This is a genomic window from Streptomyces sp. LE64, assembly GCF_052606915.1.
This window is the reverse complement of the sequence record NZ_CP199708.1, coordinates 344,151-370,529: the sequence shown is the minus strand read 5'-3', so window position 1 is coordinate 370,529 and position 26,379 is coordinate 344,151. Positions and strand designations below refer to the sequence as shown.

Genomic DNA, 26,379 nt, shown 5'->3' with positions numbered 1-26,379 from the left:
GGGCGCCGGCCGGATCACAGGAGCGCGCGCATCCGTCCGATCTCGGCGGTCTGTTGGGCGATCACGTCGTTCGCCATCTCCTCGATCCGCACGTTGGTGCCCCCGGAGAGCGCTTCGACGGCCATGGACACCGCCCCCTCGTGATGCGTGATCATCAGCTTGAGGAACAGGGCGTCGAACGCCCTGCCGTCGGCCGCCCGCAACGTCGCGAGCTGGTCCTGGGTGGCCATGCCGGGCATGGAGTGGTGGTCGTGGCCCGCCCCGGAGCCGCCCTCCGCCCCGCGGTGCTCCTCCAACCACCCCTCCATGGCGCCGATCTCCGGTTTCTGGGCGGCGGCCACCCGGGCGGCCAGGCGCTTGACCTGCCCCGAGGAGGCGCGTTCGGGGACGAGTTCGGTCATCACCAGGGCCTGTCGGTGGTGACGGATCATCATCCGGGCGTAGGTGAAGTCGGCGGCATTCGGCGTGTCGTCCGCGATGCGTTCCTTCGCGTCCTTCGCCGACAGGGTCTCCGCCGCCTCGCCCGGCCGGCCCGGGGCGATGACGGAGGGCCCGCCGACGTCCTCCTTCCCGGTGTCGTCGCCCTGGCAGCCGACGAGGGCGAGCGCGGTGGACGCGCAGACCAGGGCGGCGACCAGGCGGCGTGCCCGTCGCTCGCCGCGCGGGGCCGGGGTGCGGGCTGCTTCGAGGTCGGTGCCGGGGGGACGGGACAAGTCATCCTCCTGCGCGGTGAAGGGGAACGGCGTGCCCCGCGAGGGGGCGCAGCGTCGTGCGGAGTGGTGCTCGGGCCGGCGATCGGCCGCAGTGGACGTGCCGTTGTCCGTCTTAGCACCCCGTCACGGACGTCGATCGGAAACCTTTGTGACGATCATGTTTCTCCTCTATTGATATGAGCATGACGAAGACGATACTGCGGGTGTCCGTGAACCGTTCCCACTGCGAACGGCGAAGAGGGAGAACACAGTGATCCTGTCGAACGATCCCCGATCACGGCGCAGACGTCTGGGCGCCGCCGTCGCGGCGGCCGGGCTGCTCGCCGCACTCGTCACCGCCGCACCCGCCGGGGCGATCCCCGACCCCGGTGACGTCCCCGCGACCCCCGAACGGGTGTCCCAGAGCGACCTCCGGGAGACCCGGGAAGCCATGGCCGCGGGAGAGATACCCGGTCAGGACGAGGTCGTCCACTCCGACAACATCGAGCACCTGGCCAACGTCCCCAAGGACGCGCTCCCCGGCACCAACTCGGACCTGGCCTTCCAGGGGAAGTACGCGTTCGCCGGCAACTACGACGGGTTCCGCATCTTCGACATCAGCGACCCGAAGGCCCCGAAGACCGTTTCCCAGGTGCTCTGCCCGGGTTCGCAGAACGACATCTCGGTCTCCGGGAACCTGCTCGTCCTGTCGACCGACTCGTCCCGCAGCGACGACTCCTGCGCCAGCCGGTCGCAGCCGGCGACCGTGAAGGACTCGTGGGAGGGCATCAAGGTCTTCGACATCAGCGACAAGAGCAACCCGAAGTACGTCTCCTCGGTGGAGACCGCCTGCGGCTCGCACACCCACACCCTGGTGCCGGACCGCCGGAACGTCTACGTGTACGTCTCCTCCTACGCGCCCAACGCGGCGTTCCCCGACTGCCAGCCGCCGCACGACGGCATCTCCGTGATCAAGGTGCCCAAGAAGGCGCCCGCGAAGGCCGCGCTCGTCGGCTTCCCGGTGCTCTTCCCCGGCGACGGCCCGGACGGCGGCGGCAACCCGGGCGGCCCCACCAACCCGGGCGTCTCCAAGACCACCGGCTGCCACGACATCACGGTGCTGCCCTCCGAGGACCTCGCCGCCGGTGCCTGCATGGGCGACGGGATCCTCTTCTCCATCGAGGACCCGGAGAACCCGAAGGTCATCGACGTGGTGCAGGACAACGTCAACTTCGCTTTCTGGCACTCCGCGACCTTCAACCAGACCACCAAGAAGGTCGTCTTCACCGATGAGTTGGGCGGCGGGGGCGGCGCCACCTGCAACGCGGCCACCGGGCCGAACCGCGGCGCCAACGGCATCTACGACATCGTGGGCCGCGGCGACGACCGGGAGTTGGTCTTCCGCAGCTACTTCAAGATCCCGCGCCACCAGGCCGACACCGAGAACTGCGTGGCCCACAACGGGTCCCTCATCCCGGTGCGGGGCAAGGACCTGATGGTGCAGGCGTGGTACCAGGGCGGCGTCTCCGTGTGGGACTTCACCGACTCCGCCAGGCCGAAGGAGATCGCCTTCTTCGAACGCGGGCCGCTCAGCACGACCGCCCGGGCCACCGGCGGATCGTGGTCGGCGTACTACTACAACGGCCACATCTACTCCAACGACATGGCCAAGGGCTTCGACGTCCTGCGGATCGACGACCGCCGCACCGACCCCGCCGAACGGGTCCGACAGCACGAGTTGAACGTCCAGACCCAGCCGGACTACTTCGACCGGGACGACGAGGACAACGACTAGCGATCCACCGCTCGGACGACCCGAGGCGCACCGCCCCCGCACCGACGGTGCGGGGGCGGTCCCTCACCCGGGCTCGCCGCCGCCCCCGCCGGCACGGCCCGCGTCCAGGTCGAAGAGGCCGGAGAAGTCCGCCGCCCCGCTCCCGGCCGCCGTCCGCGGCGGGGCCGCGCTCGGCGGTGACCCCAGCTCCCAGGCCAGCCCGTACCGCCGGAACAACTCGGCCCGCAGCACCTCCGCGGGCATCGGGGCGCCGGGCAGGAGCACCGCGAACACCGAGCCCATCAGCAGCGCCCGCAACAGCGGGTAGTCCGCGTCCGGATCCTCGGATCCGTACCGGGCGACCGTATCGCGCAGCACCTCCGCGAGCCGCTGCTGTTCGGCGCAGCGGACGAAGCCCTCCGCCTGGAGGACGCCCGCCATGTGCGCCCGCATCAGCACCGTGCGGTCCCGGGCGAGGCCGAGGACCGCGTCGATGGCCCGTGCCAGCCGCTCGTCCCCCCGGGCCGGCCGGGGCTCGCGTTCCAGGGCCGCGGCCACGGTGGTGTGCATCAGCCGGTGCACCGCCGACTGGAAGAGGTGCCGCTTGCCGGGGAAGTAGTACGACACCAGCCCCCGTGCGGCCCCCGCCCGGTCAGCGATGTCGGCGAGGGTCGTCGCCTCGTACCCCCGCTCGCCCACCAGTTCCACGGTCGCCCGCAGCAAGCGCTCACGGCTACGCCGTCGCAACTCCTCGTTGACCGATGCGCTGCGCGGGGTCATCCTGTACTCCTGCGTTGACTGGCTTCCAGCCAATATACTCAGCGGCGCCGGTGACAGCCGTCGGCTCCGCCGGGGCCGTGGGCATGGGCGCAGCGGGGGAGCGCCCATGCCCACGGCGAGGAACGGGGTGCGGTCCGGGCCTGCGCCCGGACCGCACCCCGTTCTCCTCGCGAGACTCCCGCTCCCTCCCTACAGTGGGGACGGGGCCGAGGAGGCGAGGACATGGACCAGCGACAGATCCTGGAGCGGATCACCGCCATGGTCGACGACGAACGGCGACTGCGCGACGCGCTCGCCGACGGTCGCGGCGGCGACGGCGGAGCGGAGGAGCGCGCCCGCTTGGCAGCGCTGGAACGCGAGCTCGACCAGTGCTGGGACCTGCTGCGCCAGCGGCGCGCCAAGACGGAGTGGGGTCAGGACCCCGAGGAGGCGAGGGTCCGCCCGTCCTCGCAGGTCGAGGGCTATCAGTCCTGACGGCGCCCGGTGCCCGTCCCGGCCGGCCGGGACGGGCCGTGTCGGCGTTCGTACGCGGTGATCGCCACCGCGACGACCAGCGCCCCCCACGACCAGCCCCCCACCACGTCCGAGGGCCAGTGCACGCCCAGCCAGATCCGGGTGAGCCCCACTCCCAGGACCGATACCGCCGCACCGACCACGGCCGCGCGCCACAGCGACCGCGGGGCCCGGTGCCGGTACAGGGTCCACAGCACCAGGCCGCAGACGACGGTCGCGGTCATTGCGTGACCGGAGGGGAACGCCGAGTAGTGCGCCGAGTCCACCGGATCGGGCCAGCGCGGGCGGTCACGGTCGACCGCGAACTTCATGCCCTGCTGGAGCGCCGCGCCGCACAGGCAGGCGGCGACGAGCCAGACCGCGTACCGCAGGTCCCGCCGCCAGAGCAGCCACCCCACCACCACCGCGAAGAGCGCCCGCATGGTCCACGGATCCCAGAGCCAGTCGCTGAGGATGCGGTACGCATGGGTCTGACCCGGGTCGGCGACGGCCCACCGGTGGGTGGTGCGGGCCAGCTGCGCGTCCAGGTCCATGAGCGGGTCCCACCGCACCACCACCAGGACCAGGAGCAGGACGGAGAACCCTGCCAGGAGCAGTGCGCAGCGCAGGAGGCCCGGGCCGGTCGGCGCGGAGGGGGACGGTGCGGAGTGGGGGGACACCGGGTGCATGGGGGTGATCCTTCCGGACCGGAGGGGTCCGGTGTGCAGATTCCTCCGGATCGCCCCGTGGGCCGGGGCGAACGACCGGTGGACGACGGGTCGGATGGCCGGTTCGGTGCCGCCGGTCGTCCGACCGGGCCACGGGTCAGCCCAGGGCGTGCAGCCCCGGGACGAAGGCCACCAGCACCGGAACCACCGGAACCAGCGCGGCTGCCGCGGTCAACCGCAGCCGGTGGGCCGGGGTGAGCCGACCGGGGGCGGCGAGCAGCCGGTTCACCCGCTGCCCGACGAGGGCGTGGGGCGTAGGGCACGGGCCGAACGCCCCCCGGCCCTCGTTGAGTTCCACCAGGGCCAGTGCGGTGGTGAGCCGTCCGAACCTGCGTGAGGCGACGTCATCGGCGGCGAGTTCGACCAGGCGGTGCATCTGGTCGCGGAACGCGGCGAAGACCGGCACCTGCGGAAATCCGTTGGCCAGGGCCGAGGAGGAGTGCAGCAGCCAGTGGTGCCGGGCCTGTGCGTGGCCCCGCTCGTGCGCCAGCACGGCGTCCAACTGGCGTCCGGTGAGCCGGCGCAGCGCTGCCGTGGTGATCACCAGTTGTGGTGAGTTCCCCGGCAGCCACCAGGCGTCGGGGCGCTCGGCCTCCAGGACGAGGAGTCGGTCGGGGCGCGGTTCCTCGCCGGGCAACAGCGGTGCCCGACGCCGGAGTTCGGCCCGTCGGGAGCGCCGGAGGGCCCCGGCCTGCCGGACCTCCCGGATCAGCATCGCGACGGTCCACACGGCGCCGCTCGCCAACAGCACGGCCGTGGTCGCGGCCCACGGGCCGGCGGTGCCCAGGGCGTACGCCTCGACCACGACGCTCGGGGCGGGAGCGAACAGCCCGCCGCGGACGGTCTGCCACGCGGCGGCCGCGCTCAGCGCCATCGACAGGGCGCAGCACAGCAGGACCGCCGCCACCACGCACTGCCAGACCCACAGCGCGACGACGGGTTCTCGTTCGGGCCAGTCGGCCCGCGCGAGCAGTCGCGGGGCGAGTGCGGCGGTCAGGGCGCCGAGCAGCAGCAGTGCCACGGGAACCGTCATGCCGCCAGCCTATTTGTCTGTGTCAACGCCTCGGTACAGGTGATGCGTGCAAAGTGACGCAGGACACGTTTGGCGGGGGTTTGCGGGCCGTGCCGGGCGCTGGTCGGACGCTCCGGACGTCCCCCTCGGGCACCGGGCCCCGTCGCGCCGTCAGAGCGTGAGCAGCATGGCGCACATGGCCAGCCCCATGGCGATGCGGCACGTCCGGAACGCCTCGGGGCCCAGGGCCCACCCGGTGCGGTCCGTCCCCCCGCCGGTGTCGGCGGGTGCGGCCGGCGCCGGGGGGATCGGGGCCAAGCGGGCACCCGCGACCAGGACGTACAGCACGAAGTAGCCGAGTAGCGCACCCGTCAACAGTGCCGCCGCCGGGGCCTCGTGCCCGTCGGCCATGGCGATCGACATGTGGACCATGGCCGTGGCGCCCACCGCGTGGTGCAGGTGGTGGCCGGGGCGCCGGGTCCGCCGGGTGTGCCACAGGGCTTGCAGCGCGTTGGCGCCGAAGAGCGCCGCGCCGACCAACCAGGCGGTGCGGGGCAGGGCCAGGACGGCGGGGGGCACGGCCATCGTGGCGGTGCCGAAGCCCATCAGGGCCTCGCCGCCCGCCCCGCGCCGTCTCCCGGGGGCACCGAGGCGCATGCGCAGGAGGCAGTAGCTGCCGCTCAGCGCGCCCAGCAGGAGGAGGAGCCAGGCTGCCGGAGCCGGTGTGTGCACCGGGCACCTCCCGTTCGGCGGTGTCAGCACATGGCTGCCCGGTACGGGCGGGAGGTAGCCGGCGGGGAACAGGCGTACGGATGTGCGGGGGAGTGCGCGGGTCGCGCGGGCCCGGATGGGCGCGACCCGGCGTGCGCCGGAGCCTTCGGTATCGCCGCCACGTACCGATGGCTCCCCGCGGCTCAGGCGACCTGCCGGCCGTGGTGCGCCGGGGCGATCGGGTCGGTGACCCGGGTGGCGCGGGGGCGCGGGTCGATTCCCGCGGCGCGCAGGAAGTCCGCCGCCGCCTGGGCGGCGGTCAACGAGCGCCGCACCCGGGGCCTGGGCACCGCCGTGGCGAGGCAGATGCGCTCGATGCGCCAACCGTGCCAGGCCAACTGCCAGACCACGGAACCCAGGTGCTCCGGCGGCACGAGGAGGCGCTCACCGGTCAGCAACCGTCGCACGAGGGCGTCGTCGGCGCCGTACAGGGTGCGCAGGGCGCGCCGGAACCTGCGGCGCTCGGCAGGGGTCAGGCCTCCCCAGACCCCGTCGGCCTCGGAGTGGTCGATGGCGTGCCGCAGGCAGTCGACGCGGATGGGACAGCCTCCGCAGATGCGTTTGGCCTGTTCGATCGAGCGGTCCCACCGCTCCGAGTTGCCCAGGGGGAAGAAGAGTTCGGGCTCGTGGCCGATGCAGGCGGCGCCGGGGAATGCGACGTCGAGCACGGGAACGCGGTCGCGGGGCGGCCGGGAGACGGTCATGGTGCGTTGTCCCTTCGGGCGTGAGGTCTGCCCGACCCCCGACGGGCCTGCTCCGGGTGTGCACGGCCCGAGGTCGAGCGGCTCGGTCCGCGTCGGCAATCCCATCCCAGCAGACACCGGGACCGCTTGCGCACCGAGCCTTCGCCCCCAACAACGGATGGCGGGGCGGACGCGTTCAGCACGACGGGCGAGGAACTCGTCACGTACCCGGGGCAGCACGCCCACCGACTGCGGCGCGCACCGGGTGGGCCGGGGTCGGAAGGCCGGCGGGCGGCTCACCCGGTGACGACGGCCCGCCCGATCTCCGGGTGGTCCGTGGTGGCCCCGTCCAGGCCCAGGGCGCGGGCCAGCCGCAGGTGCGCGGGGGTGTTGACGACCCATCCGATGATCCGCAGATCGGCCCGCCGGGCGTGCTCCACGACCTCCAGCGTGAGCCGGCGGATGTTCAGGACGAGGGTGCCCGCCCCGACCGCCGTCGCCCGGTCGACCACGTCGAGTCCGTACCGACTCGCCACCAGCGCGGTGCGCACCCCGGGCACCAGGCGGGAGACCTCGGACAGCGCCTCGTCGTGGAAGGAGATGACCTCCACCCGGGGCACCAGGTCGCGGGCGTGCAGGACCTCGGCCAGCGAACGCGCCGCGGCCACGTCCTTGATCTCGGCCTGGAGGGGGGAACGCACCGCGTCGAGGACCTCCTCGAACACGGGCACGCGTTCCCCGAGGCCGGCGTCCAGGGCCCGGAGCTGCTCCAGGGTCTGGTCGGCGACGGCGCCGCTGCCGTCGGTGGTCCGGTCCACGCGTGCGTCGTGCATCACGACCAGTGCGCCGTCCTTGCTCAGGTGGAGGTCGAGCTCGATGACGTCGAGTCCGGCCCGCTCGGCGGCCCGGAAGGACCGCAGGGTGTTCTCGGGCTCGACGCCCATGACTCCGCGGTGGCCGATGGTGAGGAAGTGCACGGGGGTGTTCTCGCTTCCGTCGACGGCGGGGGCCGCGTGGTGCGCGTCCGTCGCGACCTCCCGGGGGGTGTTCCGACCCTAGGCCGTGACCGGGAACCCGCACGACCGTCTGGCGCCCGGCGTGCCGGAGCCGATGATCACCCGGACATGGCAGGAAGAACTGCGGCGAAAAGGCGATGGTGCCGAATATTTTCCTGTCCTCACTTGATGTGGAGAACCTTGCATGCATACGGTGGCCTAACAGAAGGTTCTCCCGTGGAGGGTGAGATATGACGGATGTTCTTGTGCAGGCGAGTGCGGAGGGGCGGGTTTCTCCGTCGGAGCGGGTGATCGGTCATCCGTCCTGGCCCCTGCTCAAGGCAGCCGTCGAGGAACTCAGGGCCTGGCAGTCCAAGGACGGCTCGATCGACTTCGAGGCGGAGGGCGCTCCGGACCCGGTCGCCGCCACCGCAGTGGTGGAGCGCATCGTCGCCGGGGTCGAGGGCGTCGCCCCGCTGCTGGAGCACGACGCCGCGTACCACGCCGCGCTGGTGGGCGACCTGCGACGCTGGGCCGCCGAGGGCTTCGGGGTCCCCGACTTCCTGGACTCCCTGATGGCCTTCCAGCCCGCCGCGCGCCGCGAGGACGGCCTCCAGCACCTGGTCGTCTTCCCCATGTACACCCAGAACGGCAACCCGGACCGGAACCTCGAAGCGGTGGTCCTGCGCATGGTGTGGCCCGACTGGCTCGCCGAGCTGGAGCGGACCCGCTACGACAACCCGCTGTTCTGCGGCATCACCTTCGAGGACTTCACCGCCGGCTACGACACCAATTCCGCGGTCCTCTTCCCCGAGACCATAGCCGTGCGGGAGGCCCCCGAGCGGTTCACCTGGGGCGGCATCTTCTGCGACCGCGAGGCCGCCCGCTTCCGCCGGGTCACCCACGCCTCCGTGGACATCCTCGGCCTGGAGCTGCCCGAGGACATCGCCGCGATGATCGACGACCAGAGCCGCTGCGAGCAGGCGTTCGTCCTCTGGGACATGGTCCACGACCGTACCCACAGCCACGGTGACCTGCCCTTCGACCCGTTCATGATCAAGCAGCGGCAGCCGTTCTGGATGTACGGCCTGGAGGAGCTGCGCTGCGACCTCACCGCCTTCAAGGAGGCCGTGCACCTGGAGGCCGACGGCTTCCCGCAGGGCCGTGACGTGCAGTTCGCCGTCCTGTTCGACCGGATGTTCCGCTTCCCGGTGACCGGCGAACGGGTGCGCAACTACGACGGACTCGGCGGCCAGCTCCTCTTCGCCTACCTCCACCAGCACGACGTGGTGCGCTGGACCGACAACAAGCTGCACATCGACTGGGACCGCGCGCCGCAGGTCACCAACCAGCTCTGCGCCGAGATCGAGAAGCTCTACCGGGACGGCATCGACCGCCCGAAGCTCGTCCACTGGTTCGCCGGCTACGAGCTGGTCTCCCGCTACCTGTCGCCGCACCCCGGCTCCCGCTGGGCCAAGGGCCCGGACGCCCTCGACCTCACGCTGCCGCCGCGCAAGCTCGTGGACGAGGTGCTTCCCGACGAGTTTCCCCTGAGCATGTTCTATGAGGCGCTTGCCAAGAAGCTGAAGAACGTGATCGCCTCGACCAAGGGCATCACGGCGTCCACCCCGGACGCCGGAGACGGGGCCGCCGCCCCGGTGAGCTCCGGCGAGGTGGCTGCGTGAGCCCGCAGGGCAGCCCGGAGGTGAGCACGATGGACGACAAGGACGCACTGGACGGCGCGGTGATCGCGGTCGCCGGAGCCGCCGGCCCGGCGGGCCGGGCCACCCTGTTGCGACTCGCGGAAGCCGGTGCCACGGTGATCGGCGCCGACGCCGACGTGGCCCGGCTCGCCGAGGCGGTCGACGCGGCGCGCTACGCGCACGGGGGCTCCACGGTCACCGGCGACACCGTCGACCTCCTCGACCAGCGGGCGACCCAGGCGTGGGCCGATCGCGTCGAGGGCGAGTTCGGCCGGATCGACGGACTGGTGCACCTGGTCGGCGGCTGGCGGGGCAGTCCCACGTTCGCCGAGACGGACCTCGCGGACTGGGACCTGTTGGAGAAGCTGCTGATCCGGACCGTCCAACACACCTCACTGGCCTTCGAGGGCCCGCTCAAGCGCAGTGACCGGGGCCGTTTCCTGCTGGTCAGCGCGGCGGGCGCCAGCCACCCGACCGCCGGGAACGCGGCCTACGCCGCTGCCAAGGCCGCCGCGGAGGCGTGGACCCTCGCCCTCGGCGACGGCTTCCGCAAGGCGGGCGACGAGCAGGGCCCCGCCGCCGCGGCGACGATCCTGGTGGTCAAGGCGCTGGTGCACGACGCCATGCGCGCCGAGCGGCCCCAGGCGAAGTTCGCGGGCTTCACCGACGTCAAGGACCTGGCCGACCGGATCGCCGGGGTCTGGGAGCGGCCCGCCAGCGAAGTGAACGGAACCCGTCTGTGGCTCACCGAGCAGCAGTGAACCCTCCTCGAACCGATGCGAAGCGCCATCACGACCCGCAGGTGCGCGGCTTCGCCAGCGACAACTACGCCGGTGCGCACCCGGAGGTCCTCGCCGCGCTCGCCCTCGCCAACGGCGGCCACCAGGTCGCCTACGGCGAGGACGACTACACCGCACACCTCCAGGGCGTGATCCGGAGCCACTTCGGCGCCTTTGCCGAGGCGTTCCCCGTCTTCAACGGGACGGGGGCCAACGTCGTCGCGCTCCAGGCGGTCACCGACCGTTGGGGCGCGGTGATCTGCGCCGAGAGCGCCCACATCAACGTGGACGAGGGCGGCGCGCCGGAGCGGGTCGGCGGCCTCAAGCTGCTCACCGTCCCCACCCCGGACGGCAAGCTCACCCCGGAGCTGATCGACCGGCAGGCATGGGGCTTCGAGGACGAGCACCGGGCGATGCCGCAGGCGGTCTCGATCACCCAGAACACCGAGCTGGGCACGGTCTACACGCCCGACGAGATCCGCGCCGTCTGCGAGCACGCCCACCGCCTGGGCATGGTCGTGCACCTCGACGGCGCCCGGATAGCCAACGCCGCGGCCTCGCTGGACGTGCCGATGCGCACGTTCACCCGCGCCGCCGGCGTCGACCTGCTCTCCCTCGGCGGGACGAAGAACGGTGCGCTGTTCGGCGAGGCCGTCGTGGTGCTCAACCCCGATGCGGTGCGCCGGATGAAGCACCTGCGCAAGCTCTCGATGCAGTTGGCGTCCAAGATGCGGTTCGTGTCGGTGCAACTCGAAGCGCTGCTGGCCAAGGACCTGTGGTTGCGCAACGCCCGGCACGCCAACGAGATGGCCCGGCGGCTGGCCGAGGGGGTCCGGTCCGTGCCCGGTGTGGAGGTCCTGTACCCCGTGCAGGCCAATGCGGTGTTCGCAAGGCTTCCGCACGAGGTGAGCGAGCGCCTCCAGCAGCGGTACCGCTTCTACTTCTGGGACGAGTCGGCCGGGGACGTGCGGTGGATGTGCTCCTTCGACACCCGCGAGGAGGACGTCGACGACTTCCTCGCGGCGCTCAAGGAGGAGATGGCCGGCTGAACCCGCGGCCATAAATGAATTGAAGTTCGGCGAGTCGCATACTTATGCTTGAGTATGCGACTCGCTCAGGATTCCCAAGACGACTCCGCCTACCTCGCCGCGGACGAGACCGTAGACCACGGCCACCGCCACGTCCGGGAGGTCGCCGCCCGGCTGGGCTCCCACGCCCTTAGCCCGCATGAATATGCAAAGACGGCCTTCGAGTTCGTTCGGGACCGGATCTCGCACTCCGGCGATGCCGGTGACCCCCGGGTCAGTTGGCGGGCCTCCGACGTCCTGGAGTGGAGGACCGGGATCTGCCACGCCAAGTCGCACGCCCTGGTGGCCCTGCTGCGGGTCGCGGACATCCCGGCCGGCTTCTGCTACCAGCGCCTGACCGACGACGAGGGCACGGACCCCGTCGTCCACGGGCTCGTCGCCCTGCGCCTGCCCGGGAGTGTCGGCTGGGCGCGCCAGGACGCCCGGGGCAACACCGGAGGCATCGACGCGCAGTTCTCGCTGGAGTCGGAACGACTGGCCTTTCCCGTGCGTCCGGAGTTCAGCGAGGTGGACTACCCGGTCTTGTATGCTGCACCACATCCGATGGTGCTGCGCGCCTTGCAGGAGGCGCCGGACCGCACGGCGCTCCTCCGCGCCCTGCCCGCCGCGCTGTGAGCCCCGCATCGTCGGATCCCCCGGCCCCACCGTACCGAGGCGAACGAACATGCCCCTTCCGCTCACCGTGTCCGACGAGGTCCGCACCCTCGCACCCGACTTCCGCCACCTCGTCGTCGAGGCGCAGGGGCTGGTCAACACCCCCAGCACCGAGGCGACCTCCGCGCTCCTGGACGAGGCCACCGCGCGACTGACCGCGCGACTGGCCGGGCGGGCACCCCACGAGGACCCGCACATGGTCGCCTGGCGCGCGGCGTACACCGCCTTCGGCGCCAAGCCCTCCCGCACCCGCAACTCCGCCGAGGCCCTCGCCAGACGCGCCCTCTCCGGGGGCGGGCTGCCCCGCATCAACGCCCTGGTGGACGTCTACAACGCCGTCAGCGTCGCCCACCTGGTCCCCGTGGGCGGGGAGGACGCCGACCGTATCGAGGGCGGCATGCGCCTGGTCCGGGCCCGGGGCGACGAGGAGTTCCCCACCGCCGCGGCGGGTGAGCAGGTGGTGGAGCACCCCGAGCCGGGCGAGGTGGTCTGGTGCGACGGTGCCGGAATCACCTGCCGCCGCTGGAACTGGCGCCAAGGCGCCCGCACCCGCCTCACCGAGGAGTCGCGCTCGGCGCTCTTCCTGCTGGAGGCGCTGGCGCCGATGGGTGCGGCCGGCGTGGAGGCGGCGGGCGCCGAGCTCGCCGAACTGGTCCAGAAGGTGAGCCCGGGAGCCCGGATCACCGTGCGTCCCCCGACCGCCGGATGACCGGGGCGGGGCGGCCCGCACGGACCCGCCCCGCCGGCGTCTCACCGCGGGGACGCGCCGTCAGCCGGCCTCCGCGGCCTTCACGGCCTCGGGCGTGGGCGCGCTTCCGCCGAGGTGCGCGGGCAGCCACCAGGTGTCCTGCGGGCCCTTCGGCTGGCCCGGATAGGCGCGCTGCGCGGCATCGAGCAGTTCCTGTACCCGCCCCCGCAGCCGGCGGGTGATCGCCCCCGCGTACTGGTCGGCCGGTGCCTCGATCGGCTCGCCCACCCGCATGGTGATCGGAAGGTGATCGCGCCGGAAGTTGCGCGGGTGCCCCTTCGTCCACAGGCGCTGCGTTCCCCACACCGCCATCGGGACCAACGGCACGCCCGCCTCCTGCGCCATGCGCGCGGCGCCCGACTTGAAGCTCTTGAGCGTGAACGACTGGGAGATCGTCGCCTCGGGGAAGACGCCCACGATCTCCCCGGACCGCAGCGACTCCAGCGCGTGCTGGTACGCGGTCTCACCCTTCGAGCGGTCCACCGGAATGTGCTTCATCCCGCGCATCAGGGGACCGGACACCTTGTGCCGGAACACGGAGTCCTTCGCCATGAAGCGGACGAGCCGCTTCTGCGGCAACGCCGCGACCCCGTTGAAGATGAAGTCCAGGTAGCTGATGTGGTTGCTGACCAGCACGGCTCCACCGGTGCGCGGAACGTTCTCCGAGCCCTTGCAGTCGATCTTCAGGTCGAGCGCTTTGAACATCGTCATGGCCAGCCCGATGACGGGGCGGTAGACAAGCTCTGCCATGGAGGGGGGAGGCCCTTCTGTCTGCCTGGTGAAGTGAGGTCTCGGCGGAGTTACGCAGCCGTAGGTTTTCGGTCTGGGCAGATCGTGCCCGAAGAACCGTGCGGGGGCCAGTCCTGGCGTCTGCACGGCGCGAGATCCTCGTCACGTCCTCGACACCTCCCGCTCGTTCCGTGGAGCCGCGGGCCAGGTCGTCCGCCCCGGATCGACGCGCGGGCGCGCTGCCACCGGTGGCGGCGACGGGAATCCGGGGATCCCGCAGGGCGTTGCCGCTGCTGGGGCGCGTACCGGGACCGCGCGTTCACGGGTGTGCGCGAGGTGCGCCCGGCTGGTGCGAGGAGGCAGCGGGTGCAGGACGACGGCGGGACGACCGGGGGAGCGGCGCAACGGCTGGACCCGGCGCAGTGGGGTGGCGCCCTGGGGGAACGGGCGACGCTGGTCCAGTTCTCCACCGCCTTCTGCCAACCCTGTAGGGCCACCCGACGGGTGCTCGGCCGGGTGGCGGGCATGGTGCCGGGGGTGCGGCACGTCGAGATCGACGCCGAAGAGCACCTCGCCCTCGTCCGCCGCCTCGACATCCGGCGGACGCCCACGGTCCTCGTCCTGGACGCGAAGGGCTCCGTCGTGCGCCGGGCGACGGGTCAGCCCCGTACGGCCGACGTCCTCGCCGCGCTCGCCGAGGCCCTCTGACACTCCGGCCCCTTCGTGCCCGAGTCGCTCGGGCGCCGTTCCGCCCGTGGACTTCGCTGCCGTCGTCGAGCTCACACATTCCGTCGTGAACGGGGTCTCCCGCCCTTGCCTACTCGTCAGTAATATCGTGCTCGGGTGTGGCCCTGCCGTACCCGGGAAAGCGTGCTTCGGGTGTGTGCTGCCCGAGGTCACCGGAACTGACGCAAGGCGAGGGAGTTGTCATGGGTTTGAGGGTTGTGGTGTGTGTGAAGTGGGTGCCGGATGTTGCGGGTGAGCGGGGGTTTTTGGGGGATGGTCGGGTGGATCGTGAGGGGGTGGATGGGGTGTTGTCGGAGTTGGATGAGTATGCGGTGGAGCAGGGGTTGCGGTTGGTGGAGGGGTTTGAGGGTGGGGGTGAGGTGGTGGTGGTGTCGGTGGGTCCTGAGGGTGCGCGGGATGCGGTGCGGAAGGCGTTGTCGATGGGGGTGGATCGTGGGGTGCATGTGGTGGATGAGGGGGTGGTGGGGTCGGATGTGATGGGGACGTCGTTGGTGGTGGCGGAGGCGGTGCGTCGGGTGGGTTTTGATGTGGTGGTGTGTGGGATGGCGTCGACGGATGGGGGGATGGGGGTGTTGCCGGCGTTGTTGGCGGAGCGGTTGGGGGTGGCTCAGGTGTCGTTGTTGTCGGAGGTGTCGGTGGTGGGTGGTGTGGTGCGGGGTCGTCGGGATGATGGGGTGGCGTCGTTGGTGGTGGAGGCGGGGTTGCCGGCGGTGGTGTCGGTGACGGATCAGTCGGGTGAGGTGAGGTATCCGTCGTTCAAGGGGATCATGGCGGCGAAGAAGAAGCCGGTGGAGGTGTGGGGGCTTGGGGAGTTGGGGGTGGATGGGTCGTTGGTGGGTTCGGTGGGTGCGTTGACGGTGGTGGATGAGGTGGTGGAGCGTCCGGCGCGGGTGGCGGGGACGGTGGTGGAGGACGCGGGTGAGGGTGGGGTGCGGATCGCGGAGTTCTTGGCGGAGCGGAAGTTGTTGTAGGGGCATTCGTTCCGGGCTTCCGGGCTTCCGGGCTTCTGGGCTTGCGGGCTTGCGGGCTTCTGGCGTTCTGATTTCTGGCGTCTTTCTGTGTTCTGTCTCTGTCGTTTCGTTTCATGTCGGTAAGGGAGTGTGTGATGGGTTCTGTTTTGGTGTGGGTGGAGTTGGTGGATGGTGTGGTGCGGCGTTCGTCGTTGGAGTTGTTGGGGGTGGCGCGGGGGTTGGGTGATCCGGTGGCGGTGGTGGTGGGTGAGGGGGCGCGTGGGGTGGCGGGGTTGTTGGGTGAGCATGGTGCGGTGAGGGTGTTGGTGGTGGAGGGGTTGGTGGGTGAGGGGTTGTTGGTGGTGCCGAAGGTGGATGTGTTGGTGGCGGCGGTGGGGGTGGTGGGTCCGGTGGGGGTGTTGTTGGCGTCGTCGGGGGAGAATGGTGAGGTGGCGGCGCGGGTGGCGTTGCGGTGTGGGTCGGGTGTGGTGACGGATGCGGTGGATGTGGTGGTGGGTGAGGGTGGGGTGCCGGTGGCGGTGCAGTCGGTGTTGGGTGGGGCGTTTGTGGTGCGGTCGCGGGTGGTGGGTGGGGTGTCGGTGTTGACGGTGAAGTCGGGTGCGGGGGTGGTGGAGGTGGCGCCGGCTGCGGGGGTGGTGGAGGAGTTGGAGGTGGTGTGGTCGGATCCGGGTGTGGTGGGTCGGGTGGTGTCGCGGGAGGTGCGGGAGGTGTCGGGGCGTCCGGAGTTGGGGGAGGCGTCGGTGGTGGTGTCGGGTGGTCGTGGGGTGAATGGTGCGGAGGGGTTCGCGGTGGTGGAGGCGTTGGCGGACGCGTTGGGTGGTGCGGTGGGGGCGTCGCGGGCGGCGGTGGATGCGGGGTGGTATCCGCATGCGAGCCAGGTCGGGCAGACGGGTAAGAGCGTCTCGCCGCAGTTGTACGTGGCCTGTGGTATTTCCGGAGCGATCCAGCATCGGGCCGGCATGCAGACCTCGAAGACCATCGTGGCCGTCAACAAGGACCCCGAAGCGCCCATCTTCGACCTCGTTGACTACGGAGTCGTCGGTGACCTCTTCAGCGTCCTGCCCCAACTCACCGAAGAGATCACCCGACGCAAGGGCTAACCACCCCCGCTCCCGCACCGGGGCGGCAGGCACGGCACGGCGCCGGGAAGCAGACACCCCCAGGGGCGGGGTCCGCGCGACCACCACGGTCACGCGGACCCCGCCCCGTCGGGGACGGATCCGTAGCCGTTCCGACACGCCCTCGTCGACATCCACCCAAGTCCGGGCGCTACCGTTCTGCGGCATGGGGGACGACGACACGAACACGGGCGCCAGAACCGCACCTTGTGCGTTCTGCGGGCGGCGGATCGTTCAACTCCGGCGCTGGTACCGGAAGCGGCACTGCAATCTCACGTGCTACCGCCGTGCCGTGCAGGAGTCGTTCTTCGGGAACCTGTTCCGCTGAGGCGTCGTGCCGGGCCCCGCCGCCCGGTTCGGCGGGACCCGGCGGGGCGTCGGGCCGCCACCCCGCGCGGACGGGTAACTCGGTGGCGCGCCCACCCCGGTGGGGGCGACCATGCGCTGCATGAGTGATCGACCCACCCGATGGACCCGAGCGACCGTCTACCCCGACATGTGGGCGGACCCGAACGACGATCCGCGCAACAGCGCGGGCCCCGGCCCGGACGGCGAGCTCGCGACGTTGCGGGACTACCTCAAGGACTACCGCCTCACCCTGCGCATGAAGTGCGAGGGCCTGGACGCGGAGCAACTGGCCCGCCGATCGGTGCCGCCGTCGACCATGTCGTTGCTCGGCCTGGTGCGGCACCTCGCGGAGGTGGAGCGCGACTGGCGCAACTGGGTCGTGGAGGGGGACCCACTGCCGAAGCTGTACGGCGAGCGGGACGCCGACTTCGACGGAGCCGTCGCCGAACAGGCCGTGGTCGACGCCGCGTACGGCGACCTGGAGCGGGAACAGGCCGCCACCGACGCCCTGCTGGCCCGGTACCCGGACCTCGGCGAACGGGTGGGCAAGGACGCCGTGTCGATACGGGAGCTGTTGGTGCACAGGATCGAGGAGTACGCCCGTCACTGCGGGCACGCGGACCTGTTGCGCGAGTGCGTCGACGGACGGGTGGGCCAATGAAGCACCGGGAACCGGGAGTTCCCGGTGCTGTGACCGCAGAGGTTCGCCGAGGGTGGACGGTCACGCTCTGGATCTGACCTTGAAGACGGACCCTAGACCGGCTCCGGGGGGATCTCCCCGGAGCCCCGGGCCACGAGCCGGGTCGGCAGCACGACCCGCTCGGGCGGCAGGGCCGAGCCCGCCGCCAATCTGGTGAACAGCCGTTCCGCGGCGATCCGTCCCAGGCGTGCGGCGTCCTGGGCGACCGCGGTGAGTCCGGGGGTGAGCAGTTCGGCCAGCTCCACGTCGTCGAACCCGACCAGGGCCACGGGGCGCCGCCAGCCGGCCAGGACCCGGATGACGGTCACGGTCACGCGGTTGTTGCCGGTGAAGAGGGCCGTGACCGGTTCGGTCCCGGTGAGCATGGCCTCGGCGGCGACGCGGACCCGTTCGGGCGCGGTCGGCCCGAGCGAGGTCCACGGTTCCGCTACGGGTATCCCCGCGTCCGCCATGGCGGCGAGGTAGCCGCGCAACCGCTCCTCCGTCGTGTGGATGCTCGGTTGGTCGCCGATGAAACCGATCCGCCGGTGCCCGTGCGCGATCAGATGGGCCACGCCCGCGCGGGCCCCGCCGTAGTTGTCCGACAGCACGGTGTCGGCCTCGATCTCGCCCGCCGGACGATCCACGAACACCGTGGCGACGCCCGCCTTGAGTTCGGGTTCCAGGTACCGGTGGTCCTGACCGGCCGGGATCATCAACAGCCCGTCCACCCGTCGAGCGCACAACGAGAGCGCCAGGTCCCGTTCGCGTGCGGGGTCCTGGGCGCTGGAGCCGTTGATGAGCAGTGCGTCGTGCTCGCGGGCCACCTCCTCCACAGCACGGGACAGCGGACCGTAGAAGGGGTCGGCGAGGTCCTCCAGCACGAGTCCGACGGTGGAGGTGCGCCCCTTGCGCAGCACCCGTGCGCTGTCGTTCCGGCGGAAGCCCAGGGCGTCGATGGCCTCCTGGACCCGGCGCCCGGTGTCCGGGGTCACCCCCGGCTCGCCGTTGACCACGCGGGAAACCGTCTTGAGACCGACCCCCGCACGGGTGGCCACGTCCTTCATGGTCGGACGATTGCCGTACCGGGTGTCGGCGCTGCGGGCGATATCCGTCACTATGCGGTGTCCTGTCCTGTCGTCACGTCGCCGTGGCGGGTGGGTGGCGTTGAGCATAGGGCCTGGACAACGTTGTCAGGCCCGGTGAAACTGACCCACGCCCTTCGGACGGCTTCCCCGGGAGGACCGATACGGATGCACACCGACCTCGTCGCCGCGCTCGACATCGGCGGAACGAAGATCGCCGCGGCCCTGGTGGACGGCCGGGGCCGGATCAGGGCGCGGGCCCGGCGCCCCACCCCGCAGGGGGCGGACGGCGCGACCGTGCTGGAGGCGGTGGCGGAGGCGTTGGGGGAGTTGACCCGGTCCCCGGCGTGGCCGACCGTGCGAGCGGTCGGCATCGGAAGCGCCGGCCCCGTCGACGCCGCGGCGGGCACCGTCAGCCCCGTGAACATTCCCGGGTGGCGGGGGTACCCCCTGGTGGAACGGCTCGGGGCGCTGACCGGGGACCTGCCCGTCACCCTGGTCGGCGACGGAGTGGCCATGACGGCGGCCGAACACTGGCTGGGTGCCGCCAGGGGCCGTGACCACGCGCTCTGCATGGTGGTGTCCACCGGCGTCGGCGGCGGACTGGTGCTCGGCGGGCGACTGCACCCCGGTCCCACCGGCAATGCGGGCCACATCGGACACATCTGCGTGGACGTGGACGGCGAGCGGTGCGCATGTGGGGGACGCGGCTGCGTGGAGCGGTTCGCGAGCGGACCGGGCATCGTCCACCGTGCTCTGACCGATGGTTGGCGGCCGGCACCGGGCACCGGGGCGACCGCCGCCGCGGTCGCCGCCGCCGCCCGCGCCGGCGATCCGGTGGCCCGCGCGGCGTTCGGGCAGGCCGCCAGGGCGTTGGCGGCCGCGATCGCGGCGACCGCGACGCTGGTGGAGATCGAGGTCGCCGTCATCGGCGGCGGGGTGGCCCGGGCGGGGGAGGTGCTGTTCGCACCGCTGCGTCGTGCACTGCCGGAGTACGCCGCGCTGTCGTTCGTCCGGCGGCTCGCGGTGGTGCCGGCCCGGCTCGGTACGGACGCCGGCCTGGTCGGGGCCGCGGCAGCGGCCCTGGCCGCCGGTGGGGCGGCGGAGTTCGGTCCGGCACCCCGGGGCGGGCCCCGTCCGGGCTCCCCCTGACCGCCCTGTTGCGGGCCGCATCGGCACCGCGGGCACCCGGGGTGCGCGGAGCGTGGCCTTCCGCCCCGAGCCAGTCATAGGTGTCTGAACTGCGGGTAGGTCCCCCTCGGCGCATCCTGGTTTCCGTGGCAGGGTGTTGCGGGCACGCCACAGGGGCCACACATCAGAGGGGGAACCGTGATCGTTTGGATCAACGGTGCATTCGGCGCGGGGAAGACGACCACTGCACGGGAACTGATCGAGCTGATCCCCAACAGCATGCTCTTCGACCCCGAGTTGATCGGCGGTGCACTGCCCCGGCTGCTGCCGCCCAAGCACCTCGCCGAGGTCACCGACTACCAGGACCTGGCGATCTGGCGCCGGTTGGTGGTGGACACCGCTGCGGCCCTGCTCGCGGAGGTCGGGGGTGTGCTGGTGGTGCCGATGACCCTGCTCCGGCAGGACTACCGGGACGAGGTCTTCGGGGGGCTCGCCTCCCGGCGGATCCCGGTGCGCCATGTGGTGCTCGCCCCGGCCGAAACGATCCTGCGGTCACGGATCGAGCAGCGGGAGGTTCCGCCCGGTGAGGAGGACGGGGAGACCCGCGTCCGTCAGTGGAGCCGGGACCACGTCGAGCCCTATCTGACCGCCCTCGGCGACTGGCTCGCCACCGACGCCCACCTCGTCGACAACGGCCGGCTGAGCCCGCACGAGACCGCCGTGCGGATCGCGGAAGCGGTCCGCACGGACGCCGCACCCGTCGTCGACATCGTCCAGACCCCGCAACCCACCGCCGAGACCGTGGCCGCCGGGGTGCTCCTCTTCGACGACCGGGACCGGGTCCTCCTGGTCGATCCGACGTACAAGGCGGGCTGGGAGTTCCCCGGCGGCGTGGTGGAGCCGGGCGAAGCCCCGGCCCGGGCCGGGCTGCGCGAGGTGGAGGAGGAGACCGGCCTCCGGCTCGACGCCGTGCCCCGGCTCCTCCTCGTCGACTGGGAACCCCCCGCCCCGCCCCGCTACGGCGGGCTGCGCCTGCTGTTCGACGGAGGCCGCCTGGACCGGGGGAGAACGGAGCGCCTCGTGCTGCCCGACACCGAACTGCGGGACTGTCGCTTCGTCACCGAGGCGGAGGCGGAAGGTCTGTTGCCCCCCGAACGGTACGCCCGTCTCCTGTGGGCGCTGCGCGCCCGTGAGCGCGGGGCGGCCGTGTACCTGGAGGCGGGCGTCCCCGTGTAGCGGGCGGCAGGCGGTGCGCGGCGGTGCGGGAGGGGAACACCGCACCCGCCGCGCCCGCGGTCAGCCGTGCTGCGCGTACTCCGTCAGGAACAGCGCCTCTGCCAGGGCCAGTCGCTCCAACTCCTGTGGAGCGACGCTCTCGTTGGCCGCGTGGATGCGGGCCTCCGGCTCGCTCAGCCCGATCAGCAGGATCTCCGCCTGCGGGTAGAGGGCGGCGAGGGTGTTGCACAGCGGGATCGAGCCCCCCTGCCCGGCGAACTGCATCTGCTGGCCCGGATAGGCCGTGGCCATCGCCGTGGCCATGGCCCCGTACGCCGGGCTGGACGTGTCCGCGCGGAACGGCTGGCCCTCGCCGGCCTGCTCCACCCGCACCCGCGCACCCCACGGGGTGCGGGCCTCGATGTGGGCGGCCAGCAGTCGGGTCGCCTCGGCGGCGTCGGTGCCCGGCGGCACCCGCAGGCTCACCAGGGCCCGGGCCCGGGCCTGCACCGACGGCGTCGCCTCCGCCACCGAGGGGCAGTCGATGCCCAGCACCGTCACCGCGGGCCGGGCCCAGAGGCGGTCGGCGACCGTGCCCGAGCCGATCAGCTCCACCCCGTCCAGGACGTGGGCGTCCGCACGGAAGGACTCCTCGGGGTAGTCGATGCCCTCCCAACCGCCGGTGCCCGGGAGCCCGTCCACGGTGGTCGACCCGTCCGGTGCGCGCAGCGAGTCCAGCACGCGGATCAACGCGGCCAGGGCGTCCGGGGCCGCACCGCCGAACTGGCCCGAGTGCAGGTTGCCCTCCAGCGTCTCCATGTCGACCCGGACCAGCGTCATCCCGCGCAGGATGGTCGTCGCGGTCGGCAGGCCCGTCCGGAAGTTGCCGGCGTCACCGATGACGATGCTGTCGGCGCGCAGCAGTTCGGGGTGCTGCTCGGCGTACCGTTCGAGGCCGCCGGTGCCCTGCTCCTCCGAGCCCTCGACGATGATCTTCACCCCCACCGGGACGCCCCCGTTCGCCCTCAGCGCCCGGAGCGCCACCAGGTGCATGACCAGGCCGCCCTTGCAGTCCGCGGCGCCCCGCCCGTACCAGCGGCCGTCCCGCTCGGTCAGTTCGAAGGGCGGGGTCAGCCAGGCCGATGCGTCGAGCGGCGGCTGCACGTCGTAGTGGGCGTACAGCAGGACCGTGGGCGCGCCCTCGGGTCCGGGCAGATGGCCGTACACCGACTGGGTGCCGTCCGGCGTGTCGAGGACGGCCACGTCCTGGAAGCCCTCGGCGCGCAGCGCCTCGGTGATCCAGCGGGCGGCGGCCTCGCTCTCCTCCCTCGGGAAGTGGGCGAAGTCCGCGACCGAGCGGAAGGCCACCAACTCGGCGAGGTCCGCACGGGCCCCCGGCATGAGCGAGGCGACGGTGGCGGCGAGCGGATCTGTGGACATGGGCGCGCTCCTGGTGGGTGCGAGTACGGGTGCCTGGGGTACGGGCGGGTGCCGCGGTGCTGCGGGGACGGCCCGTGCCGTGTCGATCGTGTGCACGTATCGGGCGCCGACGATCCTCCCACAGGAGCGAGTGCCCACGACCGCCGTAGGATGCCTGGTGGAAGCGCGGCAAGCTGTGGGATCGGAGCGGTAGACCAACGTGAGCAGCGAGAACACTTCGGACGAGACCCGTCACGTCTGGGACGTGGTCGTGGTCGGGGCGGGACCCGCGGGGGCCTCCGCCGCCTATGCGGCGGCCGTGGCGGGACGCAGCGTCCTGGTGCTGGAGAAGGCCGAACTGCCCCGCTACAAGACGTGCGGCGGCGGCATCATCGGCCCCTCGCGCGACGCGCTGCCCCCCGGCTTCGACCTGCCCCTCCAGGACCGGGTGAACGCGGTCACCTTCACCCTCGACGGGCGGTTCGCCCGGACCAGGAAGTCCCGGCACACCCTGTTCGGTCTGATCAACCGCCCCGAGTTCGACCAGCAACTGGTGGAGCACGCGCAGAAGGCGGGCGCGGAGCTGCGCACCGGGGCCACGGTCACCCGGGTCGAGCAGCACGGCACGGCGGTGCCCGACCGGCGGACGGTCGCGGTCGTCCTCCAGGGCGGTGAGACGCTCCTGGCCCGCGCGGTCGTCGGCGCGGACGGCAGTGCCAGCCGCATAGGTGCGCACGTCGGGGTGAAGCTCGACCAGGTCGACTTGGGCCTGGAGGCCGAGATCCCGGTCCCTCCGACCGTCGCCGAGGACTGGAAGGGTCGGGTCCTGATCGACTGGGGCCCCCTGCCCGGGAGTTACGGCTGGGTGTTCCCCAAGGGGGACACCCTGACCGTGGGGGTCATCTCCGCCCGCGGCGAGGGCGCCGCGACCAAGCGCTACCTGGAGGACTTCGTCGCCCGACTGGGACTCGCCGGGTTCGAGCCCAGCGTCTCCTCGGGGCACCTCACCCGGTGCCGCAGCGATGACTCGCCGCTGTCCCGGGGACGGGTGCTGGTCTGCGGCGACGCGGCCGGGCTGCTGGAGCCGTGGACCCGGGAGGGCATCTCGTTCGCCCTGCGGTCGGGACGGCTCGCGGGGGAGTGGGCGGTGCGCATCGCCGAGGCGCACGACGCGGTCGACGCCCGGCGACAGGCCCTCAACTACGCGTTCGCCGTGAAGGCGGGCCTCGGCGTCGAGATGAGCGTGGGCAAACGGATGATGGGGCTGTTCGAACGTCGCCCGGGGATGCTGCACGCCGCGCTGACCGGCTTCCGCCCCGCCTGGAAGGCGTTCACCCGGATCACCCGGGGCACCACCACCCTCGGCGAGATCGTCCGGACCCATCCGGCGGCGGGTCGGGTGCTGTCCTCGCTGGACCGCTGAGCGGACGGGCCGGGGCGCTCAGCGTCCGAGCCGGCCGCGCACGGTGGGGCGCCCCCGCGGCCGGCGGACGTCGGGGCGCCCCGGTCCCGGTGGTGCGGGGCGGCGTTCGGCGAGGTCGCGGACGGGGTGCGGGGCCGGTGGCCCAGTGGCCGGAATGCGGGAGCGGGCGACCGCACGGGGTGGGACCATCGGAGCGGGACCCCGGCCGGACGACGGGTCCCGGGCGGGTGCGAGCCTGCCGCTGGTGCTGCCAGATCCCCGCCCGTCGAGCCGCCCCGGGAGGGCCCGTGATCCGCGTACTGCTCGCCGATGACCAGGCCCGGGTGCGGGCGGGGCTCCGGGCGGTGTTGGACGCACCGTCGGACATCGCCGTGGTGGGCGAGGCCGTCGACGGAGAGGCGGCGGTGCGCGGGGTGCGGGAACTGAGGCCCGACGTGGTGCTCATGGACGTCCGGATGCCCCGGCTCGACGGCCTCGCGGCCACCCGGAGCCTGGTGCGGGACCCGCGTGCACGGGCCGCCCGGGTCGTCATGCTGACCACCTTCGCGCTGGACGAGTACGTCTTCGAGGCGATTCGTGCGGGGGCCTCCGGCTTCCTGGTGAAGGACGCCGGGGCGGAGGAACTGGTGTGCTCGGTGCGGACGGTGGCCGCGGGCAACGCCCTGCTGTCGCCCGCGGTGACCCGACGGCTGATCGCGGAGTTCGCCGCGCGTTCCCGGGAATCGGCCGCGGCCGTCTCGTCGGCCTCGCTCACCGATCGGGAACGCGAGGTGATGGCCTTGGTGGGCAGGGGGCTGTCGAACGAGGACATCGCCCGTCGACTGGTCGTCAGTCCGCTCACGGTCCGGACCCATGTCAGTCGGACGATGGTGAAGCTGGGGGTCCGGGAACGTGCCCAACTCGTCCTCCTCGCCTACGAGTCGGGGCTCGTGGGGCCCGGCTGGCCGGGGTAGCGGCTGCCGGGCCGGCGCGGCGGGGGGAACCGCTTCGGGGACGGTTTCCGGCATGAGGAAGTTCTCATCCGCAATCGGGCCCCTCAGGTGCCGGTCACCGGGGGCTCCCCCCGTCCCAACGGGGACGATGTCGGTCGGTGGCCTCGTGCAGGAGAAGCGCCCCTGCGGTCATGAATCGGCCAGCTCTCGAACCGACCTCGCAAGCGGGCTCCTCCCTCACCCACCCCCTGCTACGGTTGCCCGCCATGACCGTGAAGTCCTCCGAACACCCCCTCGTGGACCGCTGGCGGGAGATCCTGACGCTGCACGCCCGCACCATGTGCGAGTTGGACCGGGAGCTCCACCGACATGGCCTGGGCGTCAGCGACTTCGAAGTGCTCGACGTCCTCGCGGAGTACGAGGAAGCGGGCAGAGTCGGCGCGCACCGCATCCAGGAGATCGCGGTGCGCGTCCACCTGAGTCAGAGCGCGCTGTCCCGACTGATCGTCAGACTGGAAAGAGACGGTCTGGTGGAGCGCGGCATGTGCGCGCGGGACCGCCGTGGCGTCCAGGTGCGGTTGACGGCCAAGGGGCGGGAGACGCACGCGGGGGCACTGCCGGTGCAGCGCGCGGTGCTCGGGCGGACGCTGCGGGGGGCGTGAGCGCGAGCCCGTCCCCTCGTGTCCGCCGCTTCTCCCCCGGTGCGTGCAGCCCGGGCGGCGAGGCGTGGCCCCGGCAGGGCGACGGAGGGCCCCGGAGCGGAGCCTGAGGGGGGCGACCGGGGCGGGGCCGCAGGTCAGACCGTCAGGACCGTGATGCCCGCCTCCTCGAAACGGGCCACCTGCTCCGGGTCGGCGGCCCGGTCGGTGATCAGTGCGTCCACCCCGCGTGCGGGCCGGATGTGGGCGAACGCCCGGGTGCCGAGCTTGCTGGAGTCGGCGACCACGACCACCCGCTCGGCCCGCTCGCACAGCAGCCGGTTGGTGGCGGCCTCGCCCTCGTGGTGCGCCGCCGCACCGTGCAGCGCGTCGAAGGCGACGACCCCCAGCACGGCCACGTCGACGCTGAGTTGCCGCAACACCGTGTCGGCCAGCGGGCCGGTCAACTCGTAGGACTGGGGGCGGGCCACACCCCCGGTCAGCACGATCTTGAACTGCGGTCGGACCGCCAACTCGTTGGCGATGTTCAGCGCATTGGTGACGATCGTCAGGGCGGGGGAGCCGCTGGCGAGGTCGGGGCGGACCGCGAGGGCCCGGGCCACCTCGGTGGTGGTGGTGCCGCCGGTGAGGCCGACCGCCTCCCCGGGGGCGATCAGCCCCGCCGCGGCCTCCGCGATCCGCTGCTTCTCCGGCGCCCGGCGCGCCGACTTGTAGCGCAGGGGGAGTTCGTACGAGACGCCGTGCAGCACGGCTCCGCCCCGGGTGCGCACCAGCATCTGCTGCTCGGCCAGCTGGTCGAAGTCACGTCGGATCGTCGCGGCCGAAACCGACAGCGCGGCGGCGGCCTCTTCCACGTCGAGGCGCCCGTGCTCCACCAGGAGATCCAGCAGGGCCTTCCAGCGGGCGTCGCGGGACATCGGCATGCTCCGTTCGGTCTCCCCCGGGGCGCCCGGTGCGGCCCGGTACGCCGGACGTACTCGTCGGGGTGACCCTAGCGCAGATTCACCCCTTCGGATTGCTTGAA

27 protein-coding genes are annotated in these 26,379 nt (G+C 72.3%); 16 read left to right on the top strand and 11 right to left on the bottom strand.

Features of this window, described 5'->3' with window-relative positions:
• Window positions 1–14: 14 nt before the first annotated feature.
• Window positions 15–638, bottom strand: coding sequence for a DUF305 domain-containing protein (locus tag ACSMX9_RS01555; RefSeq protein WP_445402863.1), 624 nt, complete (start codon window positions 636–638; stop codon window positions 15–17).
• A gap of 325 nt (window positions 639–963) precedes the next feature.
• On the opposite strand from ACSMX9_RS01555, the gene ACSMX9_RS01550 reads away from it, so the two are divergent.
• On the top strand, window positions 964–2,487 hold the full coding sequence (locus ACSMX9_RS01550; protein ID WP_445399315.1) for an LVIVD repeat-containing protein: 1,524 nt from the start codon (window positions 964–966) through the stop codon (window positions 2,485–2,487).
• Window positions 2,488–2,550: 63 nt separating this feature from the next.
• On the opposite strand, the gene ACSMX9_RS01545 is transcribed toward ACSMX9_RS01550, so the two are convergent.
• Window positions 2,551–3,246 carry a TetR/AcrR family transcriptional regulator gene (locus ACSMX9_RS01545; protein WP_445399313.1) on the bottom strand — a complete coding sequence of 232 codons (696 nt, stop codon included), beginning with the start codon at window positions 3,244–3,246 and terminating at the stop codon, window positions 2,551–2,553.
• A 222-nt stretch (window positions 3,247–3,468) separates the two neighbouring features.
• Here ACSMX9_RS01545 and ACSMX9_RS01540 point away from each other — a divergent pair, with 222 nt between their 5' ends.
• Window positions 3,469–3,720 (top strand): DUF2630 family protein, encoded by a 252-nt coding sequence (locus tag ACSMX9_RS01540; protein ID WP_351249587.1) that lies wholly within the window; start codon window positions 3,469–3,471, stop codon window positions 3,718–3,720.
• Here ACSMX9_RS01540 and ACSMX9_RS01535 read toward each other — a convergent pair.
• The 5 genes from ACSMX9_RS01535 to ACSMX9_RS01515 all read right to left on the bottom strand — a co-directional run bounded on the left by ACSMX9_RS01535 (window position 3,711) and on the right by ACSMX9_RS01515 (window position 7,909).
• A complete protein-coding gene (locus ACSMX9_RS01535; RefSeq protein ID WP_445399312.1) occupies window positions 3,711–4,427 on the bottom strand; it encodes a phosphatase PAP2 family protein in 717 nt (238 codons plus the stop codon). The two genes, ACSMX9_RS01540 and ACSMX9_RS01535, sit on opposite strands and share 10 nt — an antisense overlap.
• Before the next feature lie 136 nt (window positions 4,428–4,563).
• The gene (locus ACSMX9_RS01530; RefSeq protein WP_445399310.1) at window positions 4,564–5,499 is read right to left on the bottom strand and encodes a M56 family metallopeptidase; all 936 of its coding nucleotides are present in this window, start codon (window positions 5,497–5,499) and stop codon (window positions 4,564–4,566) included.
• Window positions 5,500–5,649: 150 nt separating this feature from the next.
• Window positions 5,650–6,210: a DUF5134 domain-containing protein gene (locus tag ACSMX9_RS01525; RefSeq protein ID WP_445399308.1), complete on the bottom strand. Its 561-nt coding sequence runs from the start codon at window positions 6,208–6,210 to the stop codon at window positions 5,650–5,652.
• 182 nt (window positions 6,211–6,392) lie between these two features.
• Window positions 6,393–6,953, bottom strand: a complete 561-nt coding sequence (locus tag ACSMX9_RS01520) for a WhiB family transcriptional regulator (RefSeq protein ID WP_445399306.1) — start codon at window positions 6,951–6,953, stop codon at window positions 6,393–6,395.
• A 275-nt stretch (window positions 6,954–7,228) separates the two neighbouring features.
• Window positions 7,229–7,909, bottom strand: a complete 681-nt coding sequence (locus ACSMX9_RS01515; protein ID WP_445399305.1) for a glycerophosphodiester phosphodiesterase — start codon at window positions 7,907–7,909, stop codon at window positions 7,229–7,231.
• Between the two features lie 269 nt (window positions 7,910–8,178).
• Between ACSMX9_RS01515 and ACSMX9_RS01510 the strand changes: the two genes are divergently transcribed.
• The 5 genes from ACSMX9_RS01510 to ACSMX9_RS01490 are packed head-to-tail and all read left to right on the top strand — an operon-like array spanning window position 8,179 to window position 12,860.
• Entirely contained in the window at window positions 8,179–9,612 is a 1,434-nt protein-coding gene (locus ACSMX9_RS01510) for a DUF6421 family protein (RefSeq protein ID WP_445399303.1), read from the top strand.
• Between the two features lie 29 nt (window positions 9,613–9,641).
• Window positions 9,642–10,391, top strand: coding sequence for an SDR family NAD(P)-dependent oxidoreductase (locus ACSMX9_RS01505; protein WP_445402862.1), 750 nt, complete (start codon window positions 9,642–9,644; stop codon window positions 10,389–10,391).
• The gene (locus tag ACSMX9_RS01500) at window positions 10,388–11,458 is read left to right on the top strand and encodes a threonine aldolase family protein (protein ID WP_445399302.1); all 1,071 of its coding nucleotides are present in this window, start codon (window positions 10,388–10,390) and stop codon (window positions 11,456–11,458) included. The genes ACSMX9_RS01505 and ACSMX9_RS01500 overlap by 4 nt, the downstream gene beginning before the upstream one ends.
• Before the next feature lie 54 nt (window positions 11,459–11,512).
• Window positions 11,513–12,112, top strand: a complete 600-nt coding sequence (locus ACSMX9_RS01495) for a transglutaminase-like domain-containing protein (RefSeq protein WP_445399300.1) — start codon at window positions 11,513–11,515, stop codon at window positions 12,110–12,112.
• Window positions 12,113–12,161: 49 nt separating this feature from the next.
• The gene (locus tag ACSMX9_RS01490; RefSeq protein ID WP_445399298.1) at window positions 12,162–12,860 is read left to right on the top strand and encodes a B3/B4 domain-containing protein; all 699 of its coding nucleotides are present in this window, start codon (window positions 12,162–12,164) and stop codon (window positions 12,858–12,860) included.
• Between the two features lie 60 nt (window positions 12,861–12,920).
• Here ACSMX9_RS01490 and ACSMX9_RS01485 read toward each other — a convergent pair whose 3' ends face one another.
• On the bottom strand, window positions 12,921–13,649 hold the full coding sequence (locus ACSMX9_RS01485) for a lysophospholipid acyltransferase family protein (RefSeq protein WP_445399297.1): 729 nt from the start codon (window positions 13,647–13,649) through the stop codon (window positions 12,921–12,923).
• A gap of 306 nt (window positions 13,650–13,955) precedes the next feature.
• Between ACSMX9_RS01485 and ACSMX9_RS01480 the strand changes: the two genes are divergently transcribed.
• The 4 genes from ACSMX9_RS01480 (at window position 13,956) to ACSMX9_RS01465 (ending at window position 17,473) form a co-directional block, all read left to right on the top strand.
• Window positions 13,956–14,336 carry a TlpA family protein disulfide reductase gene (locus ACSMX9_RS01480; protein ID WP_445399295.1) on the top strand — a complete coding sequence of 127 codons (381 nt, stop codon included), beginning with the start codon at window positions 13,956–13,958 and terminating at the stop codon, window positions 14,334–14,336.
• Between the two features lie 221 nt (window positions 14,337–14,557).
• Window positions 14,558–15,346: an electron transfer flavoprotein subunit beta/FixA family protein gene (locus ACSMX9_RS01475; protein WP_445399293.1), complete on the top strand. Its 789-nt coding sequence runs from the start codon at window positions 14,558–14,560 to the stop codon at window positions 15,344–15,346.
• Window positions 15,347–15,480: 134 nt separating this feature from the next.
• On the top strand, window positions 15,481–16,446 hold the full coding sequence (locus tag ACSMX9_RS01470) for an electron transfer flavoprotein subunit alpha/FixB family protein (RefSeq protein WP_445399291.1): 966 nt from the start codon (window positions 15,481–15,483) through the stop codon (window positions 16,444–16,446).
• A gap of 457 nt (window positions 16,447–16,903) precedes the next feature.
• Entirely contained in the window at window positions 16,904–17,473 is a 570-nt protein-coding gene (locus ACSMX9_RS01465; RefSeq protein WP_445399289.1) for a DinB family protein, read from the top strand.
• 92 nt (window positions 17,474–17,565) lie between these two features.
• On the opposite strand, the gene ACSMX9_RS01460 is transcribed toward ACSMX9_RS01465, so the two are convergent.
• The gene (locus ACSMX9_RS01460) at window positions 17,566–18,666 is read right to left on the bottom strand and encodes a LacI family DNA-binding transcriptional regulator (protein WP_445399287.1); all 1,101 of its coding nucleotides are present in this window, start codon (window positions 18,664–18,666) and stop codon (window positions 17,566–17,568) included.
• 78 nt (window positions 18,667–18,744) lie between these two features.
• Between ACSMX9_RS01460 and ACSMX9_RS01455 the strand changes: the two genes are divergently transcribed.
• Together ACSMX9_RS01455 and ACSMX9_RS01450 are read left to right on the top strand one after the other, a co-directional pair.
• The gene (locus ACSMX9_RS01455; RefSeq protein WP_445399285.1) at window positions 18,745–19,728 is read left to right on the top strand and encodes an ROK family protein; all 984 of its coding nucleotides are present in this window, start codon (window positions 18,745–18,747) and stop codon (window positions 19,726–19,728) included.
• 177 nt (window positions 19,729–19,905) lie between these two features.
• Window positions 19,906–20,943: an NUDIX domain-containing protein gene (locus ACSMX9_RS01450; RefSeq protein ID WP_445399283.1), complete on the top strand. Its 1,038-nt coding sequence runs from the start codon at window positions 19,906–19,908 to the stop codon at window positions 20,941–20,943.
• 60 nt (window positions 20,944–21,003) lie between these two features.
• Here the strand turns inward: ACSMX9_RS01450 and ACSMX9_RS01445 are convergent, their stop codons facing one another.
• Window positions 21,004–22,362 (bottom strand): dipeptidase, encoded by a 1,359-nt coding sequence (locus ACSMX9_RS01445; protein ID WP_445399281.1) that lies wholly within the window; start codon window positions 22,360–22,362, stop codon window positions 21,004–21,006.
• A gap of 199 nt (window positions 22,363–22,561) precedes the next feature.
• Here ACSMX9_RS01445 and ACSMX9_RS01440 point away from each other — a divergent pair, with 199 nt between their 5' ends.
• From ACSMX9_RS01440 to ACSMX9_RS01430, 3 genes are all read left to right on the top strand, one after another.
• The gene (locus tag ACSMX9_RS01440; RefSeq protein ID WP_445399279.1) at window positions 22,562–23,764 is read left to right on the top strand and encodes a geranylgeranyl reductase family protein; all 1,203 of its coding nucleotides are present in this window, start codon (window positions 22,562–22,564) and stop codon (window positions 23,762–23,764) included.
• Window positions 23,765–24,051: 287 nt separating this feature from the next.
• Window positions 24,052–24,717 carry a response regulator gene (locus ACSMX9_RS01435; protein ID WP_445399277.1) on the top strand — a complete coding sequence of 222 codons (666 nt, stop codon included), beginning with the start codon at window positions 24,052–24,054 and terminating at the stop codon, window positions 24,715–24,717.
• Window positions 24,718–24,962: 245 nt separating this feature from the next.
• A complete protein-coding gene (locus tag ACSMX9_RS01430; RefSeq protein ID WP_351245833.1) occupies window positions 24,963–25,358 on the top strand; it encodes a MarR family winged helix-turn-helix transcriptional regulator in 396 nt (131 codons plus the stop codon).
• A 134-nt stretch (window positions 25,359–25,492) separates the two neighbouring features.
• Here ACSMX9_RS01430 and ACSMX9_RS01425 read toward each other — a convergent pair whose 3' ends face one another.
• A complete protein-coding gene (locus tag ACSMX9_RS01425) occupies window positions 25,493–26,272 on the bottom strand; it encodes a DeoR/GlpR family DNA-binding transcription regulator (RefSeq protein WP_445399275.1) in 780 nt (259 codons plus the stop codon).
• Window positions 26,273–26,379: the final 107 nt, after the last annotated feature.